A 21,625-nucleotide genomic window follows, 5' to 3' on the forward strand; every position below is an offset into this window, starting at 1 on the left:
AGGAACGATTCTTGTTATCTTTGAATCAGCTAATTAATTATAAATCAACACCTGCCTATCGCATAACATTACTTTAAAAATTTTAATTTTTGAGAAAACCCAGTTTTTCTTTACCATAAAGTAATGATTATGAAACACGAACCTACTACAGATGCTATTTTAGTTAGTAACTACATTAAAGGCGATGAATGTGCTTTAGAAGTACTTATAAAAAGGCACAAGCAAAGAATTTACAGTTTTATTTATTCGAAAGTATATGATGGCGATGTCGCCGACGATATTTTTCAGGATACTTTTATTAAGGTTATTAAAACCTTAAAACGAGGTGCATACAATGAAGAAGGCAAATTTTTACCTTGGGTAATGCGTATTGCGCATAACTTGGTAATCGACTTTTTTAGAAAGAACAGCCGTATGCCTAAATTTGATAACACAGGTGAATTTAGTATTTTTTCGGTGCTTAGTGATAGCAGTTTAAATGCTGAAAAAGCAATTATTAAGGAACAGGTTGAAAACGATGTGCGCCGTTTGGTGGATGAACTTCCGGAAGATCAACGTGATGTACTGTTAATGCGTATTTATAATGATATGAGTTTTAAAGAAATATCTGAAAGAACAGGAGTTAGCATCAATACTGCTTTAGGAAGAATGCGCTATGCTTTAATAAACCTGCGTAAAATAATTGAGAAGCATAATATTGTTTTAACCGATTAGTTTTACGAAATACAATAAAGTGAATTTTGCTGCGTTTACTATTTAAATTAACTTTAATTTGAAAGAAATGGAAAAAATTTACTCTAAGAAATCTATTGGAAACCCAGAAAAACTTGAGCCCAAGGAGGAGACTATTAATTTTCTTCTCAACTATTCCAAAGCGCTTAAAGTTGTGAAATATAACAATCTGGAGTTTGAAACGCTCTTAAATTAAAAAACATAAAAAAACGTCTGAAATTATATTTCAGACGTTTTTTTATTTATAATATATTTAAATTGTAGAATTCTTAAATTCCATAACGTTAAGGTTTGTAGAGCCGTAATGTTTTCATTTTTAGAACCAACTACGAGCTCGTCTTTAAATGATTTGATGAATTTAGTCCATAAGTTTCCTTTGGAGTCGTTTAGCAAAAAGTAAAAACCACTATCACCAATTTTCTTTCCTGAAGATGTTAAAATGAGTTCGCCGTTTTCTCCAACACTCGGACTTAAAATGACTGTAGCGTTCCCGTTTGGTAAAGGAAATATAGCTTTAATACACGTTTGTCCCGATGGTATTACGCAGGTTTCATAAACACCTGAATACACTACTTCTCCTGATGTTTTAAAAGTTCTAAGCCATATAGTGCGTTTAACTTTTTTTGTTTTAGGATCTAACAAATGAATGATATCACTTTTTAATGATTTTGAATCCTCGATATTCTCTATAGGAACGTTTAATTGTTCAATACGATTACTAAATAATAATCTCAATAAGATACCGAATACTTTAAAAAAAGGATTCCACTTTACTTTTAAATCGAAATCGTAATTACTTGTGTTTTCGTAGAAATCAATGACGTTTTTAGATAATTTATGTTGTGCTTCACTAGATAAATTTAGCTGATTTATAGATGATAATATTCCTTTATCATTTTCTTTTTCATCTATTGTTAGTTGCTCGTTTTTAGCTAGTTGCTTAATAAATTTTACACCAATACCTTTTGTAGTTCCAAAAGGACCTAAAAGCCATTCATATTGATTCTTGGTGATTTTTTCTCCAAATAATATCACCCATTGTTGGGTAATTAAATCTTGAAGGTTTTGTTTTAAAATTGCAATTCCCATTTAATTCTTTTTAAGATTAGGAATATAATTCTCTTTGTTTTTCCATGAGCCAAATTCAGAAATAGGTTTAAAACGTAAAGTTGTAAATTCAAAATGAAAATCTTTTCGTTCCCGCTCTTTCATGGCGTCTGAATGTCTTTTTGGCTTAGGCATAGCACTATGACCGTGAACCATATTGGTCATTTCCTCTTCTGTTTTCCAAATAGAAAAGGTAGAAACTATATTAGGAAACCTTACTGAGGCTAATGAAAGAAAAGTACCTTCGTGGTCACGAACTAATTTTTCAACAGGTCTTCCCCAATGCAAAAACCTTGGAATTGCTAAAGGTTTCATTCTTGCAATTGTAACAGCAACAACTGGAGATAGCTCGCTTTCTAATGTTGCTTTCTGTTCAGGGATTTTGAATCGGCTTATTTTCCCCCATTCTCTCATAAATTCTAAGCGTATGTGCCAACCTTTATTCAAGAGTTTACCAAGTTTTTCTTTTTTCAAGTAGTTTTCAAGAGCTTCTTCGTTTTCCCATTGAGCAAAAATTGCGACTTGTTTTATAAGAAATCTAGAAGAAGAAATAATTGGAGAACCTAGCGTCATTGCTGTCATGTATTCAGAATGAATTAGGCCTTTAGTGTTTTTTTTAACGGGGTTCGAGAACAAGCCTTTTATCGCCAATGTAAATGGAATTCTAACAAGGTGATAAGAGAATATGCTCATATATTTTATTGAATAGTTTTGAGTTTTGTTATGTGTTTTAAATTACACACAACATATGCATAGCTATTAAAACAATGTATTTTTTATTCTTCCTCAGGAAATGTAATATGTTGATAAGCTCCAATATCTGCAGAAGTGGTTCTGTTTACACCTAAAATATCTGTAGGTACTTGTACAGCAAAAGTTGAATTTGCTTGATTTATAGCTTCAGAATCGGCTCCAATTATAAATTCATTTAAATCGGTATCTTTAAAATCGGGTGTTTTATTAAAGATGTTATTTTCAAAGTGATTAGTATCCGTTAGATTGTATACTTCATCTGAGAAGAAATTACTATCATCTTGAAAACGTAATAAACAATTGGTGAATTTAAAGTTGAATGCAACGGTTTCGTCTTCTATTTGTTCTAATAAAAATTCAGGATTATCATTTCCGTAAATAATGCAGTTATTAAAATTTGCTTCACCTAAATCGGCTAGGGTAGCGTTATTATCTTCATCTAAAACAAAATTGTTTAACAATACAGAAGGTAATTGTCTAAAACCATTATCCCAATAGTTTACAATGGTAGCATGTGTAAAATTGTATCTGCCACCAATAGTTCCGGCAAAAGAAGATTGTCCGGCATTATTAATTACAACATTTTCTCCTGCAATAGAGGTGTTTCTACCCATAATACCAAAACTACCTGAATTATAAATTTGAGAATTTGATATATTCAATTTGTGGTTTGTAGCGTTTGGGTCTCCATCGCATAAAATACCAACGTTGGCATTTTTAATAGTGGCGTAATTGATAATATTGTCTATACTACCATCAAAAAGCCAAATGGTTCCCCATTGTCCTGGGGTTTCAGAAAAGCTTGGTTCTAATCGGTCGCCTTCAAAAATAACTTGATTTTCTAATGTTTCTGGATCGTTACTTAATGCACCATTCACTTTTAAAGAAGCTCCGTTAGTAACTAATAGTCCAGATTCCGAATGAAAATAAATACGCGCACCGGCATCTATAGTTAAGGTTTCATTGTTTGGTACGGCAGCAAAACCATAAATTACGTAAGGTTTTTCGTTTGTGAAGTTAAGTTCGTTTGGTAATAATTCTCGACCATGTAAATCGGTTTCTATAGTTTCTCCATCAACGTTAAGAGTTAATGTTTCAATTACTTTTGTGGTATTATCACGATTAGGATATATAAAAATGGCATCTTGAATAAGGGTAACCAATTCTACTTTTTGTTGTTTTGTTCCGCTATCAAATTCTATAGCATCGGTATATAAAAATTGACCTGATGTTGCAGCTTCATTTTCAATATCAACGGTAGTTTCTATAAAAATGTAAAGACTGTCTTTTGCTAGTAGCTCAACGTTTTCGAAAGATTTACCTGCAATACCATCTACGCTTAAGCGGTAATTAGAAGTTTCACCTAAAGTTAATTTTACCGAAGGAATAGATATATCACTATCACTTTTATTATAAACTTTTAAATTATATGTACTAGAACCAATTTTTGAAAAAACAGTATCTAAGTATACCGTATCTCTCGAAAATGTTAGATTCCCTGTGCTTGGAGAAAACTCAAAATCTTTACGACAAGAGCTCCAAAGCATTAAAAAACCTATGGTGAATATAAAGTAAAAGGAACGTTTCATTCTAGTGGTATTAAACGTGTTAAAAATATACTAGTTGTCTTTTTTGTAAAGCGGAATGCGGTAAGATAATGTATAGCCAAAACCAACGCCAATACTATTGCTATCGTATGTTTTGTTGAAACCAGGAATGTAAACATTTTGGAAATTGTCTGGTTCGGTTTCGGTTACTAAAAATTTAAGTTGCACGTTTACGCCAGCAAATAGGTTGTTGAATAATTCAATCTTCATGCCTAAAATAACTTCTGCCCAAACCGCTGTTAAATCGTTAAACTCCTGTAAATCGCTAGATGAATATTGTGGCAACCAATATTGGTTGGTGTTATATATGGTGTAGCTATTAAGTTCTTGACTAAAGGAACTAAAACCTAAACGGAACCCCGTGTAAACCATGTTTTCCATATTTAGCCAGTTATCATACATATTGTAATCAAAACCTGCTTTAATGTAGCTTCCTTTAGAGGTAATATCTAAATAATCTGTTATTGTGTTTTTGTTATCAAATCCAATTTCAGCTGCAGCGTAAAGATCTTTTTTAAGTCTATAATCGGCTACTATTTCAAAACCGCTATAGTTATCTTCAGCAAAAGAACGTGCTAGTTTACTAATATCTCCACCTATACGAATACCGTATTTTTGTTTGATTTTAGTAGAGTCGGTAACTGTTTCCGGGATACTATCGTTTTGTGCATTTACAGACACACAAAATATTAATAGCAGCACGCTATTAATGAAATAAGTTAAAGTGTGTTTCTGTTTCATCTTCTACAGATTGATTTGAATTTAGGGGTTGTATGGATTCTATCCAATTATCTTCATCACTTTCTATTTGTACCGTTACGTTTTCATAAATAGTTTTGTAACCACAAGCTCGCGATACAAAAACTTCTGTGCGACTATAGTTTATGGTAATAATATCTATGTTTGATTCATCGGAAAGAAAATCGTCTGTATCATCATCTGGCGTATCATTATCGTCTAGAACGTAATTGTTAATAAGCGCATATTGTGTTGTGTTATCGGTAGTAATTAAAGGGAGTACCAATTGGCTACTTGTTACTATTTCATAACCTGGTAAAGCGCCATCATTATCAACACCAATTACTACTAATTTAAAAACATTTTTACTGCTATCCTCGTCGGTGTAATCTAAAAGATCGATAATTAAATTAGGTGTTGTAGGGGTAATAGCCGGACAAATATCATCACGTTCACAACTTATAGTTATCCCCACAATTAATAACATTATGGGGATAAAAAGAATTTTAAAATATTTCATACTTTATTACAATGTATTCCTAATTAAAAGAAAAACGAACGCTTAAATTCTAAATTAATGAATTATCGTCTTTCTAAAAGCACTACGTTTTCCACGTGAAATGTTTGTGGAAACATATCTACAGCTTGTGTTTTAACTACTTTATATTGCTCGTCCATTAAGGCTAAATCTCTAGCCTGTGTAGCACTGTTACAGCTTACATACACTACTTTTGCCGGAGCAATATTTAATATTTGTTGTACCACATCTTTATGCATACCATCACGCGGTGGATCGGTAATTATAATATCTGGAGTACCGTTGGCTTCTATAAAATCGGCATTAAAAACATTCTTCATGTCTCCTACAAAGAATTCAACGTTGTTTATGTTATTAAATTGTGCATTTTCTTTTGCTGCCGTAATTGCATCTGGCACAGCTTCTACACCAACCACTTTTTTAGCTTGCTTAGCAACAAACTGTGCAATGGTTCCTGTTCCTGTATATAAATCGTAAACAAGCTCATTACCAGTTAGTCCTGCAAAATCTCTAGTGATTTTATAAAGCTCGTAAGCTTGCTCGGAGTTGGTTTGATAAAATGATTTAGCATTAATTTTGAATTTTAAGCCTTCCATTTCTTCAAAGATATGATCGTTGCCTTTGTAGCAAATCACTTCCTGATCGTAAATAGTATCATTTGCCTTACCGTTAATAACATATTGTAAAGATGTAATTTCCGGGAACGTTTCACCTAAATAATCTAGTATTAGCTCACGTTTCTCTTTATCCTCTTTAAAGAACTGAATCATAACCATAATATCACCAGTACTAGATGTTCTAATCATCATGGTACGTAATAATCCGGTTTGGTTTCTTGTATTAAAGAACTCTAAATCATTTTCAAGCGCGAATGCTTTAACGGCATTTCTAATAGCGTTAGAAGGATCGGCTTGTAGGTGACATTTTTTTACATCTAAAATTTTGTCCCACATACCAGGAATATGAAATCCTAAAGCATTTCGGTCTCCTAAATCTTCATCCGACTGCACTTCTTCTAGTGTTAACCAACGGCTATCACTAAATGAGAATTCCATTTTATTTCTATAGAAATACTGGTTTTCAGCACCAAAAATAGGAGTAACTTCTGGTAATTCTATATGCCCAATACGGGTTAAATTATTTGTAACTTCTTTTTGTTTGTAAAACAGCTGATGCTCGTAAGCCATATCTTGCCATTTACAACCACCACAAGTGCCAAAATGCTCGCAAGCAGGCGTGGTTCTTTTATCCGATAGTTTATGAAATACCGTAGCTTTACCTTCATAATACGCTTTACGCTTTTTAAAGGTTTGCACATCTACCACATCACCAGGTACAGCATTAGGTAAAAAAATAACTTTTCCGTCGGGTGCTTTGGCTATGGTTTTTCCTTTAGCTCCGGCATCAATTACTTCGACGTTTTCAAAAACTTGTTTTCTTGTTTTTCTTCTAGACATGCTGCAAAAATACTAATAGCCAGAAATAAATTTCATATTATTTTCAATTACTTTAATGGAATTTTAATTTCAATTAAAATATAGTCTCTTTTTTAGGTGAAGAAGGCGAGGAGAAGCATTAATAATCTCTAATTTTTTAGTTTGAAATAAGAAAATATTCTATATAAAAAAAAGCTGCTCGGTAAATTACTGAACAGCTTTTAATTTTTTTGAGGGAGATAAACTATTTTTTATTGAATTTGTTAAGTATTTTATCCATTTGTTTTCCTGCAGCTTCACGTCCACCAAGCCCGAAAGATAGTATGATAGTTAGTGCCACTGTACCTAAAGAAATACCGAAGGCCAGATTGATAATTTCATCAGCAAGCCCCATGGTTCTTAATCCGATGGCTAAGAAAATGGCAATAATTGCAATTCTAATGATAGATGCAACAAAAGCATTATCATCATTTTTTGCAAAGTTATTGGCAGCAACAGAAGCTATCCAGTTTCCAATAGCTAAAATAATAAGTCCGAAAATTATTTTACCAGAATAGTTTGTAATGGTATATAAAATATCGGTTAAATAGCCGAATTCTAATTTGTCTACAGCGGTTGTAAGTCCAAATAAAATAATAAAGTAATACACTAAGTTCCCAATAATGGCTACTAGGTTAGTGTTTCCTGTAACGGCACCTAAACCAGCTTTGTTGAAAAAGTTGTTCAAATTCATACTGTTAAGTAGGTCTTTTATAAGTTCACTTAAAAAACGACCACCAACTACAAATAAGATAATAATAATTGCAGCTAAAATTACTTTTGGAATAGCACTAAAGAAATCCTTTAACATCGTTGTTGCAGGTTCCGAGATGGCATCCATATTAAGGATGTTAAATGCTGATATTAATAAAGGAATAAAAATAAAGATGAACACAATTTTTTTAATCACATTAACAATATCAATGTTTTCTGGTAATTTTAATTTTGGAGTTAGTTTTTGAATAGAATCTCCAGAAAGTTCAACTAATTCAGATACTATAGTTGCTAGCATATAGCCAATATAGCAAACTAAACCAGCACCAATAATATTTGGAATAAACCCAGTAAATTCGTCTAGCATATTTTTTAAAGGATCGAGTACACTACTCATTCCTAATTTTTCTAAAGCTAAAGTGAAAACAAAAATCATTACTAAAAAGTAAACCAGTTTGCTTATAAAACCTGAAATTCCAATTTTGGAATTTTTCATTTTGTTGTCGATTCCAGTTTTGTTGAGTAATTTAAAAACAACTCGTTTTAGCAATCCGGCAATAAACCAACCTATAATGATGATAATTAAAGCGCTTAAGGCACTTGATAAATTTCCACCGATAGATTGTGAAAGTTGTTCTAATACATTTGTTAAATAGTCCATGATTTTTTGTTATTGATTAAGTAATAGTTACTACTTGGACACATTAAATATCAAAAAGACACATTTTAATTGAATATTTCATAAATTTGGCATTCCTAGGGATGATTTCTCTCCCACGCTGAATTTTCGAAACTTCGAAAGGATAAAGGTAGAGAAGGAATGGTTATTTTATAATATCCATTTTTTTGGATATAAACGTTTAAATTTTTTTTAAAATGGCTGTTTTAGACCAATTAACTTCGCAACAAGCGATAGATTTAGAAAACAAGTATGGTGCACACAATTACCATCCACTACCCGTAGTATTGAGTAGAGGAGAAGGTGTGTATGTATGGGATGTAGAGGGTAAGAAATATTACGATTTCTTGTCGGCTTACTCAGCAGTAAACCAAGGGCATTGTCATCCAAAAATTGTTGGAGCCATGACAGAGCAAGCGCAAACATTAACCTTAACCTCTAGAGCATTTTATAATGATGTGCTTGGTAAGTTTGAAAAATACGCTACAGAAACTTTTAATTACGATAAGTTATTACCAATGAATACGGGTGCAGAAGCTGTAGAAACAGCTTTGAAACTATGTAGAAAGTGGGCTTACGAAGTAAAAGGTATTGATGAGAATGAAGCTGAAATTGTAGTTTGTGAAAATAATTTTCATGGACGTACCACAACCATTATTTCTTTTAGTAACGATCCTGTAGCTAGAAAGAACTTTGGCCCTTATACGAAAGGATTCATTAAAATTGAATACGATAATCTAAATGCACTAGAAGATGTTTTAGTGAATAATAAAAACGTTGCTGGTTTTCTTGTAGAACCTATTCAAGGTGAAGCTGGAGTTTACGTGCCAAGCGAAGGTTATTTAGCTTCGGCAAAAGCACTTTGCGAAAAGCACAATGTTTTATTTATTGCAGATGAAGTACAAACCGGTATTGCAAGAACAGGACGTTTATTAGCCACTTGTGGAAACTGTAGTTGTGCAGATAAACATTGTTCTGGAACACCTGAAGTAAAAGCTGATATTTTAATATTAGGAAAAGCCTTATCTGGAGGTGCATATCCTGTATCTGCGGTTTTAGCTAATAACGAAATTATGAATGTTATAAAGCCAGGAAATCACGGTAGTACTTTTGGAGGAAATCCAATTGCAGCAGCCGTTGGTATCGCAGCTTTAGATGTTATTAAAGATGAAGAATTAGCTAATAATGCTTTTGAGTTAGGTGAATTATTTAGATCGGAATTGTCTAAATTTATTGAAACAAGTTCTATAGTAAATGGTGTTAGAGGAAAAGGTCTTCTAAATGCTATTTTAATAAACGATACAGAAGAAAGTGATACAGCTTGGAATATATGTATGGCTTTGCGTGATAATGGTTTATTAGCAAAACCAACACATGGTAATATTATTCGTTTTGCGCCACCTTTAGTGATGACGAAAGAACAATTATTAGACTGTGTTTCCATAATAACAAAAACACTAACTCAATTTGAAAAATAATTGTTTTAGTTGAAAATGATATAAAAAAAAGCGACCGATTGGTCGCTTTTTTTATGCTTAATAAATTAGCAATGAATTATTGTTGACTTTCATATTGCTCCATAGTCTCTTGAAATTGCATCATAACTTGATCCCAACCAACCGTAGCAATTTGGTAAATAGTAGATATTAGGTATAGTACGTTTATTATAAGTATCACCAAGGCTACTATTTTTGCAGTATTCATCGCTTTTACGCTTGCAGGATCGTACTGTTCTGGGTTTGCTTTTGCTGCGTTTATTTTACTATTTGCAATAAAAAAGGCAATACCAGCTAAAATAAAGCCAAAACCACCAATACAGCAGCATAATAGTCCGATAATTGCTAATACATATACTAGCGTTGGGTTGAGTTTTTCTTGTTCCATGTGTTAATTTTAATTAATTATTTTAATAAAATAGCTTGTTACAATAGTCACGATTGTCGCTATAGCTAAAATTGTTGTGATAATATTTGAGTGCTTAAATTTAAAGACCATATTACTTCCTATGTAAATAAAAAGAAATATTAAAGGGTAAATGGCAGGATACATTTTAAAAGCAGCAATAAAGTCACCCTGAAAAATTAATGAAATAGAGCGCTGTATACCGCAGCCCATACATTCTACACCAAATAGTTTTTTATTTAGGCATGGAAGCATGTATTTTTCTAGAGATTGCATGTTTTATTTGTTCTAAGTATGCTAAAATAATAAAAGCCAACTAACAAAAAAATGCTTTATCGATTTTTTGTTAGTTGGCTTTTTTAAACCAGTATTAAAATGGTTTAATTAATAATTATCTTTTTATTGAATGTTGTGTTATTATCTAGCGTTGCTTTTACAATATAAACACCTGTACTAAGTTGTTTTGTAGAAAGCTCGTAAGCATTAGAAATGCTATTAGGTCTTTCTGTTATTACTTGTTTTCCTGAAACATCATATACCAAAATAGATTTTATATCTAAGTTAGATGGGTTTAAAACCTTAAGTATATCTGTTGTGTTATTTTGAATAGCGTCCATGCTATCCACAAGATGTTCTTCCGTAGCTAATGTAACGTCTGCTCTAAATGTCACTTCAAAACGTTCCGTGTAATTTCCAGCATCGAGGTTTACACTAAAGTCTTGACTTTGTAAATTAACATATAGATCTGTTGTTTTGTCATGAATGTAAATTGGTAAATCTGAATCGAAATTTTGGACATCTGCAATTTTAATGTTTACCGGCATATCATTTGCTACCTTAATATGTAAAGGTATTTTCATAGCTTCATCATACATTAATGCCTCAGCAATAAATGGCAAATCGTTTACTAGCCAAGAAGCATCAGATGATAGCATATCATCTTCACGTAATCTAGATTCTAGTCCACGATCAAAACCTTCTGTGGCATTCGGACTGAAAGTTTCTACTATTTGTCTAGTGTAAACACTGTTAAAATCTACGTTTAATCTAAAACGCTTAAATTCATTTGGTACTGATGTAAATATCGATTTTATTTCTGTTGTAACTGTTTTTGAGTTAGTTGACCTAAAAAAAGCACTATTAACACCGTCCTCTTTTTCGTAAACACGATGGCTGTTTTGTGCATTAATAGTTCCGTTAGCTGTTCCTAAAACCATAAAGCCCTGGCCTATTGGTATGTAGCGAGTTGGTGTTTTTGTATTCGATCCGCCTGTTACTCCACTAGCAACTCCATCTGTAGTAAAAGTGGTAAAGACAGCAGGTGTAATTGTTTCATTAAAAGTGGTTTCATGAATTGTGTAAGTGGTGTAACCTCCTTCATAGGCAGCCAAATTATGAGAGTTTACGGTAGCGTCCTGTTCCCAGTAAAGTAAGCTTCCATCAAAAGTATTTCTATTATTTGCATCCCAAATGTAAGCATGAGCATCTATTGCAGATGGGTAAGGATTACCTACTAAGCTATTTTCACCTGCAGTGATAGGGACACTTATTTGTCCTGTGTTAGGTTTGCCTCTAAAATCATATTTTTGGTTATCACCTGTGTTGTTTGAGCTGGTGCCAGCGGTTCCTTTCATTGTAAAGCCTTCTCCGGGCTCTATAGTTGTAGCTGCTCCAACATAAATCCAATCAGAATAAGCTGTTCCTCCAACGAATTTCCAAATCCAATACGGTTCTATTTTTAGGTCTGTAGCATCACCATTATAGCCAGGTTGATGTACTGTAATTGCTGGTGAAGAATCAGTTATATTATCAATATCATTAAGTAGCGTGATACCAAATAAGCCATTTCCGGCAGCAGCAGCAGGAAGTCCTGTAGGCGAGCACCAATAGTTATATTCGTATACACCAACATTTCCATCTTGGTAAACACTTAATGCACCTTCTCCTGAGTTTCCTGTAGTTCCACTACCTTGTATCACTTGAGCATCGGTTCTTAAATAGATTGTACTTGCAGGTTCTCCTAGGTTAATATCATCTTCAACAAATACAATTTCATCATTTACATAAACATATGCATTGTTTCTTACAGCTAGTTGCGCTTCGGCAAATTGGCATGTTAATACCGTAGCGAATAGAGCAAATCCAATTGATAGAGTTGATGTTTTTTCCTTCGTTAAAGTGTTTTTCATCGAAATAAAAAGTGTTTTATAGATGTTTCGTGTAGGTTTTATCATAATTTTTAGATGAATATGGAACAATACAAATATACTAAAACTTTGCTAACATTATATTATTTATTAAAAATGGCTAAAATTTAAGTGTTTGATAATTAGTAATTTAATGTTTTTAAGTAATTTAAGAAATTATAATCTCAATTATTTTGATTAGTATTTGTTTAAATTTGCCAAATGAAGTATTTAAATTATATATTAATTTTAGTTGGAGCCGTAGTTGCTATGTATGCTAAAGTTGGTGCAGAGCAGAACCAATATTTACTAATGGTTGGTATTGTTTTTTTAATGATGGGAGTTTATAGAATTTCTAAATTAGTACCAAGTAAAAGGGATAAAGATTTAGAAAACAACGATTCAATAGAAAACTAATTACTATGAAATTTAAAGTAAACGATTTTGTTTTAGTTTTAGATGAAAACCTGTCTGGGCATATAAAATCTATTGCTGGGAATACAATATCTATTGAAACAACCGATGGTTTTTTGTTGGATTTTGAAGCTGAAGAACTTGTTAAAGATACTTCTAAGAGCGATTTTTCTACTGGTGTTTTTTCTCATAAAAGTTTAAGTTCTGTTTTAGATGAAAAAGAAAAACCAGGTCGCAGAAAATCTGTTAGAGTAAAACCAAAAGAAAGATTTGAGCCTACAATGGAGGTCGATTTACATATCAATCAGCTTGTAAAATCCTCTAGAGGCATGAGTAATCACGATATGCTAACCACCCAATTAGATACAGCAAGGTATAAGCTAGATTGGGCCATTTCTAAACGCATACAGAAAATTGTATTTATCCATGGTGTTGGAGAAGGTGTGCTTAAAATGGAATTAGAATACTTATTTGGTCGCTATAACAACGTTAAATATTACGACGCCAATTACCAAAAATATGGTTTAGGCGCCACCGAGGTTTATATTTATCAAAATGTAAGTACCGATTAAAGCTTATTCAAAATCTGGTGTTACACTTTCCGATGATGTTAAACCACTATCGCTTAAAACACCAAAATCAAAATCGTCTTGAGATAAAAAGCTTAAACTAATTTCTTGCAAGTTTACAGTTACTAAATAGGTGTAGTAAATTGTATGTTCTCTATAAGCTGTTGCCGGAACTGTTTCTGCAACGGCTGGGTTTAAGTAATCTGCACCAACATCACTGTTAGTAATATCGTTATTTGGACGTTGATCTTGTGAGTCGTTTTCTTCATCACGAGTTAAAACACCATCGCCATCATCATCATCATCTAAATAATCTGGAGTACCATCACCATCGGTATCTTGAGCATCTTCTAAATCACCATCACCGTTAGGGTCAGGATTTTCATCTTCAGTTAAAATATTATCACCATCATCATCCCAATCAATATAATTTGGTAAACCATCACCATCGGTATCATCATTAGTTAAATCGCCATCACCATCTAGATCTTCTAAGCCTGCAAGAATTCCATCTTCATCATCTTTAGTTAAAACGGTTAAAATTTCCGCAGTACAAGCATCACTTTCACTAGAAGTAATCGTTACTTCATCAGGGATATCGTTACAAAATAGGGTAGAGGGTAAACTTTCATCACTATAAGTTCGGTAATAAAACGTAGCATCTACAGTAAGTTCTAAAGAATCATTACTTTCTACCGCTAGAATTTCATCTAAAGTCAAATCAGAAATTAAAACTGATAAAGATTCTGATGGATCGTCTTTCGTTTTATAAAGAACAAGATCCGATACACCTTCGCATGCGCTAAACTCATCGTCGAATTCAAGCTCTACGGTAATAATATCACCATCATCACAGCCCTGGATTGAAATTAAACAAACAGCAACAAAAATATAAATTAACTTACGCATGGACATCTATTTTGCCACAAAAATAGTGGAATTGATATTGATAACAAATAAACTTCAAAATTACAGATTAAATTCGTTTTTATCATTTTTTTAACCTACTTAAATATGGAATAAAAAATAATAAGTAAACCGAATTTTGCAATGTTGTAAAATTCATTTCAAACTAATAACGAACGATATTAGAAATAATTTTATTTGAAGTATTTTTGTTGCTCAATAAAGTAATATGAAACCAGTATATTTTGATAATGCCGCAACAACAGAACTGAGAGATGAAGTTATTCATGTTATGGCGCAAGTTTTGAAAGCGAACTACGGAAACCCATCGTCTTCACACAGTTTTGGGAGGTCTTCAAAATCTTTAATCGAAAAATCTAGAAAGGCTATAGCGAGTTGTTTAAATGTTTCGGCTAGTGAAATTATTTTTACATCGGGTGGCACAGAGGCCGATAATTTAATTTTGAATAGTGCCGTGCGCGATTTAGGCGTTAAGCATATTATAACCACAAAAATTGAACATCATGCCGTTTTACATACAGTAGAAGCTTTACAGGAAAACCATAACATTGATGTTAGTTTTGTTAATTTAGACAGCAAAGGGAATTTGGATTTTAATCATTTGGAATCCTTATTGCAAACAGAAACCAAAACATTGGTGAGCTTAATGCATATTAATAATGAAATTGGCAACATTACCGATATTAAGCATGTTTCTAATTTATGTAAAGCTAATAATGCACTTTTCCATAGTGATGCCGTGCAATCTGTAGGGCACTATAATTTAGATTTACAAGATATTCAAGTTGATTTTATAGCTGCGGCGGGTCATAAATTTCATGGTCCAAAAGGTGTTGGTTTTGCTTTTATCAGAAAAAATGTAGGATACCTTAAACCTTTAATTTTTGGAGGAGAGCAAGAACGCGGACTTCGAGCAGGTACAGAGAGTGTGCATAATATTGCTAGTTTAGAGGCGGCTCTAAAATTATGTCACGAACGTGCTGAAGAAGAGCATAAATATATTAAAGACTTGAAATTATATTTTATAAATGAAATTAAGGCGGCTTTACCGGGTGTTACTTTTAATGGAGAGTCAGAGAATTTAGAAAAAAGCACCTATACCTTAATTAATGTTTGCTTGCCAATTCCGGCAAATAAATCTGCTATGCTGCTCTTTCAATTAGATTTAAAAGGTATTGCTTGTTCTAAAGGAAGTGCGTGCCAAAGTGGAAGTAATAAAAAATCGCATGTCTTATCCGAAATATTATCTGGTGACGATTTAGAGAAACCATCTTTAAGGTTCTCGTTTAGTATTTTTAATACAAAAGAGGAGGTTGACTATGTGATTTCCATTTTGAAGGAATTCGCTTAATAATAATTTGATTTTACAGGATAAAACCGTTGAAACGATCGTTTTTAACGTTTAAATGTATTTTTGTAGTGTTTAACTGATTTTTTATACCTAACTTTGCGCTTTATTTATTATATTTAGAGTAACTTAAAGCTAAGCGAACATGAAGAACACTACCATTTTTATCGGATTATTATTTTTAGTCCTTTTTCAGGTGCCAACATATGCACAAGTAGGTATAGGAACAATTACTCCTGATGCTTCTTCAATTCTAGACATAGAATCTACAACTCAAGGAATTTTAACACCTAGAATGACAACACTTCAAAGAAACGCAATTGCTTCTCCTGCAGAGGGTTTGATGGTTTTTGATACCGATGAAGGTTCTTTTTTCTATTTTGACGGAACAGTTTGGGTTGAGTTAGAAGGATCAGTAACTAGAGATAATTATAAATTGGTGAAATCTGCAGCCGATTTGGCTGATGAGCTTGCTGCGGGTGGTGGAACCGAATACTTATTTACTACCGACTTTATGTATGAAATTAATGGCACAATAACTTTAGCAGCTCCTATTAATTTAAATGGCGCTTATTTAATTGGAGAGGATACAAATGAAGATATACTAGTTAGAGTTGGAGGAACTATGTTTCAGGGTGCTACGGGAGGCTCAATAAGAGGTCTTACATTAACGGCTCCGGGAGGAACTGTTTTTAACCTAACTGGTGGTGCTGCAAGAACTGAGCGCTTCGTATTTAGAGACTGTGTTGTAGCAAACTCAGGTTCGGTTGGTTCTATTTCGTCATTTGGACTTGTATTTTGCAGTGTTGTGCAATTTGTTGATAATACAGCAGGTATTACATATGGAGGAAGTGACCAAGTTCTTTTAACATCTCTAGGATGGGGAAGTGATAATGGAGGTACTTACGAAACATTTGTTGGTGATTTTGATATTATTACTAAACAGGGGGGGTTTAGTAAAGTTACAACAGCCGACTATGCAATGGATATTATAGGAATAACATCTTTAACTGATGGAGGTTTACGTATTGTCGATTTTTATGGAGGCGGAAATTATGTAAATGGAACATCACCTTATGCTGGACATAATTTCCCTAGAGAATGGGATGTTAATAGTCCTGGTATTCCTGTAGAGACTGATGGAGAGGCGAAAGGTAGTTTTTGTTTTGATGGAACTTTAACTACAGGTTTTTCTCAAACTATATCAAATGGTACTCCTGTTGAAGTTCAAGGAACTGGTAGTTTTGATGCAACAAGTTTATTTAGGTTTACAAGTACTGGAGGTAATAATGAATTAGTCTATGATGGCATTAAAGCTAGAAGCTTTCTTGTAAATGCATCCATGTCCATACGTGTAAGAAGTGCTGCAGGATTTTTTTATGCATTTGTTATTGCTAAAAATGGTGTTTTGATAGAAGAATCTAATGCTGTTGTGCGTATTGATAATGATAGTCAAATTCAAAATATATCATTAAATACCGATGTTGATATGGTTAATGGAGATTATATACAAGTTTATGTTCAGCGGCTAACTGGTTCAGGTTCAAATACCCTTGAAGTGTTTTCAGAAAATTTAAATATAAAATAGTAGTTATATTAAAACCTCATACTAGTTTTTACATTAAAAACACGTGGTGTTAAGTAATTAGGAATCGCATATTGGCGCTTGCTATATACATCGCGTACCCAAGTGTTTGTTATAGAGTTTTGAGCATCAAACATGTTATAGATTTCAAACCCAAAAGACAAGGCTTTAAAAGGCTTTCTCCAACCACGATCAAATTGTTTTTTATCATCGACTACCACAAATTGTAATCCTAAATCGGCACGTTTATAATCGGGTAGTCTGTTTTGATAATCGTAAGGATCGGCATAACTTGGCGATCCACCAGGTAAGCCTGTATTGTAAACTAGATTTAAATACACTTTCATGTTTGGTACATTAGGTACATAATCTTGAAATAAGGCAGCAAACTTTAAACGCTGATCTGTTGGTCTGGCAATGTAACCGCGATTATCTATATTTTCCTCATTCTTTAAGTATCCAAAACTAAACCAAGATTCGGTTCCAGGTACAAACTCTCCGTTTAAGCGCATATCTAAACCATATGCATAAGCTTCAGCATTATTATTGGCTGCATAACGGATACGTACGTTTTCTAAAGTATACGGATTAACATCGGTAATGCCTTTATAATAAAGCTCGGTAGTTAATTTAAAGGGGCGTTCCCACATTTTAAAACTATAATCGTTACCTAATACAACATGAAGTGATTTTTGAGCTTTAACATCAGGCTGAATTGTTCCCGACGCATCACGCAATTCACGATAGAAGGGTGGCTGATAATATAAGCCTGTAGCTACTCTAAATAGCATATCTTTTTCCCAATTAGGTTTTATGGTGAATTGTGCACGCGGACTAAATACGATTTGATTGGTTCCAGATATTCCATCTCCCGAAACGGACCAACTATGTATGCGGCCTCCGGCATTGTACCAAACATCGCTATTACCTATAGTAGAGCGTTTACTCCACTGCGCATAGGCTTGCAGTCTATTAATTTGTGTGCTATTTGTAGCTCTAATATTTTGATAAGGTTCTAGCGGACCACTAAATGGTGCATAAGGTTGCTCGTTTGTTACCGTTTTTGGAGGCCTTATAGAGAATCCTGCAGAGTCTATGGTTTCCCATTCTACTAAGCGGTCTCTAATATCTTCGTGAGTATATTTTATAGACCATTCAATATGGTTATCTTCAATTCTTAAGTCGCCTTTATGTTCAATATTTGTAATTAAGGCGTCAAGATCGTTTCGGCCATGATTTAATTGGCTCCCAACACCTTCGCTAAATTCTACTTCTCCTAAATTCTCATCACCAATATTACTATTAACTTCACCTAATCTATATTGTGCTAAAATATCAAAATACTCTTCTTCTGTAGTATGGTAAGTTGATGCTATTAGCTTTAAAGTTAAATCATCATTTGCAAAATAGGTTCCTTTAAAAGCTCCAAAATAGGTTTGATATTCATCTTTTTCTTGACCTTCATAAAATACTAAAAGCGCAATAGGGTCAGCAAGTGTACCAAAATTGGTTTGTCGGCTTTGCGGTTCAAAATTATATTTATTGATAGAGGCGTTTCCTAAAAAACTCAAATGAAATTTATCGGTAAATTTATAAGTCAAAAATGCTTGCGCATCTGCAAAGGTTGGTTTAACATTAGTTTCGGTTTCCTTAGCATCAACTAGCAAACTATTGTCGCGATAACGTAAACCTATAATGCTTGTAAATTTAGAATCTTTACTAATGCTTTCTACGGAAAGACTTCCGCCAAGTAAACTCAAATCGGCATTAACTTCAAACTGGTAAGGTGTTTTATAGGTAATATCTAAAACTGAAGATAATTTATCGCCATATTTAGCTTGAAACCCACCTGCTGAAAAATCGACATTTTGCACCAAATTAGAGTTTACAAAACTTAGACCTTCTTGTTGGCCTGAACGAATTAAAAACGGACGATACACTTCTATATCATTCACGTAAACCAAATTTTCATCGTAATTTCCACCGCGAACAGAGTACTGTGTGCTCAATTCGTTATTATTACTAACGCCTGGTAAGGTCATTAATAGGTTTTCTACACCGGCATTAGCACCGGGTATTTTTCTAATGGTTTCTGGTTTTATGGTAATTATCCCTTCAATATCTTTTCTACGGTTGCTTGTTACTACAACAGTGGCTATTTGCTCTAAAGAAGTACTCATTACAGGATTGAATTCGAAGATTTCTCCGTTTTTCAAATTAAAAGTACTCGATATTTTTTTGAAAGCTAAATGTGTGAATTCAACTAAAACATCTTCATTTATATTTATAGTTAAACTATAAAACCCGCTAGCATTACTAATGGTGCCTTGCGTGCCAGATTTAATACTAACCTGTTCTACTGGTAAATTGTTTTCATCTAAAATAATACCTTTTATAGTTGCTGTTTGCGCAAACCCATTGTAAAGGTTCAAAAAAAATAAACTGAAAATTAAAAGTTTTGTTTTCAAATGAATTGATGAGTTAGGTTGTGTTATTTCCTGTAAAATAACGCTTCAAAAGTAGAGCTATTTCCAACATTATCAGTAACAATAACTTTTAAATTATTGTTGGTGTCTGTAAAATCGCCATCGTTAAAATCGTAAGTTAAAGTATTTGTTTTGTATTCGTACTCCATTAAAATAAATTTCCCGTTAATGGTTGCTCGGTAATTAGAAATGCCAGAAAGATCGTCGCTAATTTTAACTTTTAGATATCTAAAATTACTTAACCATTGCTTATTTTTAAAATTATCTGCCTTAATAGTAGGAGGAATGCTATCGGTTGTTAAAGCATATTTTCCTAAATATTTTGTGGTAGTCGATAAAATATCGCCTTTTCTTTTTGTTGTAGAATAAGCGGCGTAATCTTTATAACCAAGTAAGCGAGCAATAAAAAGTTGGTTTTTATCAGCATCGTTATATTGGCTAACATCAAAAGATATATTGAAACTTTTTTGTGTAGGGACGGTATCGTCATGCAATAATAGAGTGTCGTTTTTTACTTCAAAATCTAAATAAAAATCGTTGTAAAATGTGTTTTTATAAAAATCGACAGCAATTTTATCTTGTTTTAAATTTGTTACTTGGTCGGCCTGAATAAAATAAGGTGTTATCTTATCTGCTTCTGGCTCGGTAATGGTGTTTTTTGTTCCCTTTATATTAACGGTAATCCAGGTTGCATTATTTTTATAATCGGATACTCTAATTTTATAAACAGAATTGGTGCTATCCTGTATAGTTAACATACCGTTATTAGATACCGATTTGTATAAGCTTAATTGATTATCTTCTCTATACAACCGTTGTATGCGTTCTCTTTTAGTTTTAAAATGCTCGTAATCTATTAAAGCATTAATGTGTTTTGTTTCATCGAATGAAAATTCTTTAAAATCAATTTCAAAATTACGCAGACCATTAATTACGGTTTGTATGTTGTAAACCCCGTTAGAGTTTCCAGCCAAATCTTGTCTGTCAATAGTTTTAATTCCAAAACCAATATTACCAATGGCATCGATTTTTTCGGTAACAAAATCGCCATTTTTTAAAGGCACCAATCTTACTTTCTGTTTTTTATTCTTCTTATTTACAAATGAAGTGCTATCTAAAGGATACACGTAAAGCGATTGCACAACAGGAGCTTTGGTGTCTAGAATGTCAATGCCAAAAAGCATTGGGTTTATGGGGTGCTCGTCTTTGTTTCTAATTTCAAAATGGAGGTGAGGCCCACCAGAACTGCCCGTGTTTCCGCTATAAGCCACAAGTTCACCTTGTGTTACAGGTAATTCTTCTGGAGTAGGGAATAGCTCAATTTCATAACTTTCAGCCTCGTATTGCTTTTTTTTTATGTAAGCTTCAATCTCTGGAGATAGTTTTGATAAATGTGCATACACTGTAGTATAACCATTTGGATGTGTAATATATAAAGCCTTACCGTAACCGTAATGTGCAATTTTAATACGACTTACAAATCCGGTTGCAGAGGCATTTACTTTTAAGCCAATGCGTTGTTTTGTTTTTATATCGAGTCCGGAATGGAAATGATTAGACCGCAGTTCGGCAAAAGTACCAGCGAGCACTAAAGTGCCCTCTAAAGGATTTGCAAAATAATCTTGCGGATAGTTGTTTTGGGCGTTTAATAATAACGAACAGAACAGCAGAAGGGAAAGTATAAATTTCATAGGATAAATGTAACTGCTAAAATATTAATTTGAGATGAAAACACAAAGAATAAAGCAAAAACTAAGCCATTGTATTTAAAAGGAGTTTAAAGGAATAATCTAAAAATTTATTGAAAAACTATTGTAATTTATAGCGAACTTGGTTAACTTTGTAATATAAGTATTGAAATTTGT

The 21,625-nt window shown here is 33.1% G+C and carries 19 protein-coding genes; 6 read left to right on the top strand and 13 right to left on the bottom strand.

Annotated elements, in window-relative coordinates; genetic code table 11:
- Nucleotides 1–129 precede the first annotated feature (129 nt).
- Nucleotides 130–714 (top strand): RNA polymerase sigma factor, encoded by a 585-nt coding sequence (locus V6246_RS01635; protein WP_042495324.1) that lies wholly within the window; start codon nt 130–132, stop codon nt 712–714.
- Nucleotides 715–951: 237 nt separating this feature from the next.
- Here V6246_RS01635 and V6246_RS01640 read toward each other — a convergent pair whose 3' ends face one another.
- From V6246_RS01640 to V6246_RS01670, 7 genes are all read right to left on the bottom strand, one after another.
- Complete coding sequence (locus V6246_RS01640; protein ID WP_341558680.1) at nt 952–1,821, bottom strand: hypothetical protein; 870 nt, start codon at nt 1,819–1,821, stop codon at nt 952–954.
- Nucleotides 1,822–2,532, bottom strand: coding sequence for a hypothetical protein (locus V6246_RS01645; protein WP_341558681.1), 711 nt, complete (start codon nt 2,530–2,532; stop codon nt 1,822–1,824).
- Nucleotides 2,533–2,615: 83 nt separating this feature from the next.
- A complete protein-coding gene (locus V6246_RS01650) occupies nt 2,616–4,181 on the bottom strand; it encodes a hypothetical protein (RefSeq protein WP_341558682.1) in 1,566 nt (521 codons plus the stop codon).
- 30 nt (nt 4,182–4,211) lie between these two features.
- Nucleotides 4,212–4,940: a DUF6048 family protein gene (locus V6246_RS01655; protein ID WP_341558683.1), complete on the bottom strand. Its 729-nt coding sequence runs from the start codon at nt 4,938–4,940 to the stop codon at nt 4,212–4,214.
- Nucleotides 4,906–5,457 carry a DUF6452 family protein gene (locus V6246_RS01660; RefSeq protein WP_341558684.1) on the bottom strand — a complete coding sequence of 184 codons (552 nt, stop codon included), beginning with the start codon at nt 5,455–5,457 and terminating at the stop codon, nt 4,906–4,908. The genes V6246_RS01655 and V6246_RS01660 overlap by 35 nt, the downstream gene beginning before the upstream one ends.
- Before the next feature lie 62 nt (nt 5,458–5,519).
- On the bottom strand, nt 5,520–6,932 hold the full coding sequence (rlmD, locus tag V6246_RS01665; protein ID WP_341558685.1) for a 23S rRNA (uracil(1939)-C(5))-methyltransferase RlmD: 1,413 nt from the start codon (nt 6,930–6,932) through the stop codon (nt 5,520–5,522).
- A 223-nt stretch (nt 6,933–7,155) separates the two neighbouring features.
- A complete protein-coding gene (locus tag V6246_RS01670; protein WP_341558686.1) occupies nt 7,156–8,325 on the bottom strand; it encodes a mechanosensitive ion channel in 1,170 nt (389 codons plus the stop codon).
- 215 nt (nt 8,326–8,540) lie between these two features.
- Between V6246_RS01670 and rocD the strand changes: the two genes are divergently transcribed.
- The gene (gene rocD, locus V6246_RS01675; RefSeq protein ID WP_042494738.1) at nt 8,541–9,821 is read left to right on the top strand and encodes an ornithine--oxo-acid transaminase; all 1,281 of its coding nucleotides are present in this window, start codon (nt 8,541–8,543) and stop codon (nt 9,819–9,821) included.
- Between the two features lie 76 nt (nt 9,822–9,897).
- Here the strand turns inward: rocD and V6246_RS01680 are convergent, their stop codons facing one another.
- The 3 genes from V6246_RS01680 to V6246_RS01690 form a co-directional block, all read right to left on the bottom strand.
- On the bottom strand, nt 9,898–10,227 hold the full coding sequence (locus V6246_RS01680; RefSeq protein ID WP_341558687.1) for a CCC motif membrane protein: 330 nt from the start codon (nt 10,225–10,227) through the stop codon (nt 9,898–9,900).
- Between the two features lie 9 nt (nt 10,228–10,236).
- Nucleotides 10,237–10,521, bottom strand: a complete 285-nt coding sequence (locus tag V6246_RS01685; RefSeq protein WP_133965625.1) for a DUF2752 domain-containing protein — start codon at nt 10,519–10,521, stop codon at nt 10,237–10,239.
- A 104-nt stretch (nt 10,522–10,625) separates the two neighbouring features.
- Complete coding sequence (locus V6246_RS01690) at nt 10,626–12,479, bottom strand: T9SS type A sorting domain-containing protein (RefSeq protein WP_341558688.1); 1,854 nt, start codon at nt 12,477–12,479, stop codon at nt 10,626–10,628.
- Nucleotides 12,480–12,653: 174 nt separating this feature from the next.
- Between V6246_RS01690 and V6246_RS01695 the strand changes: the two genes are divergently transcribed.
- Both V6246_RS01695 and V6246_RS01700 read left to right on the top strand, forming a co-directional pair.
- Nucleotides 12,654–12,848 carry a hypothetical protein gene (locus tag V6246_RS01695; protein WP_159020013.1) on the top strand — a complete coding sequence of 65 codons (195 nt, stop codon included), beginning with the start codon at nt 12,654–12,656 and terminating at the stop codon, nt 12,846–12,848.
- Nucleotides 12,849–12,853: 5 nt separating this feature from the next.
- Nucleotides 12,854–13,417 (top strand): Smr/MutS family protein, encoded by a 564-nt coding sequence (locus V6246_RS01700; protein ID WP_341558689.1) that lies wholly within the window; start codon nt 12,854–12,856, stop codon nt 13,415–13,417.
- Nucleotides 13,418–13,420: 3 nt separating this feature from the next.
- On the opposite strand, the gene V6246_RS01705 is transcribed toward V6246_RS01700, so the two are convergent.
- Nucleotides 13,421–14,323: a hypothetical protein gene (locus V6246_RS01705; RefSeq protein WP_341558690.1), complete on the bottom strand. Its 903-nt coding sequence runs from the start codon at nt 14,321–14,323 to the stop codon at nt 13,421–13,423.
- Nucleotides 14,324–14,549: 226 nt separating this feature from the next.
- Between V6246_RS01705 and V6246_RS01710 the strand changes: the two genes are divergently transcribed.
- Both V6246_RS01710 and V6246_RS01715 read left to right on the top strand, forming a co-directional pair.
- A complete protein-coding gene (locus tag V6246_RS01710) occupies nt 14,550–15,692 on the top strand; it encodes a cysteine desulfurase family protein (protein WP_341558691.1) in 1,143 nt (380 codons plus the stop codon).
- 142 nt (nt 15,693–15,834) lie between these two features.
- Nucleotides 15,835–17,277: a cell wall anchor protein gene (locus V6246_RS01715; RefSeq protein WP_341558692.1), complete on the top strand. Its 1,443-nt coding sequence runs from the start codon at nt 15,835–15,837 to the stop codon at nt 17,275–17,277.
- 8 nt (nt 17,278–17,285) lie between these two features.
- Here V6246_RS01715 and V6246_RS01720 read toward each other — a convergent pair whose 3' ends face one another.
- Together V6246_RS01720 and V6246_RS01725 are read right to left on the bottom strand one after the other, a co-directional pair.
- Nucleotides 17,286–19,706 (bottom strand): TonB-dependent receptor plug domain-containing protein, encoded by a 2,421-nt coding sequence (locus tag V6246_RS01720; protein ID WP_341558693.1) that lies wholly within the window; start codon nt 19,704–19,706, stop codon nt 17,286–17,288.
- A gap of 59 nt (nt 19,707–19,765) precedes the next feature.
- On the bottom strand, nt 19,766–21,451 hold the full coding sequence (locus V6246_RS01725) for a M23 family metallopeptidase (protein ID WP_341558694.1): 1,686 nt from the start codon (nt 21,449–21,451) through the stop codon (nt 19,766–19,768).
- Nucleotides 21,452–21,625: the final 174 nt, after the last annotated feature.

It is taken from the genome of Algibacter sp. TI.3.09 (assembly GCF_038154905.1).
GTDB lineage: Bacteria > Bacteroidota > Bacteroidia > Flavobacteriales > Flavobacteriaceae > Algibacter.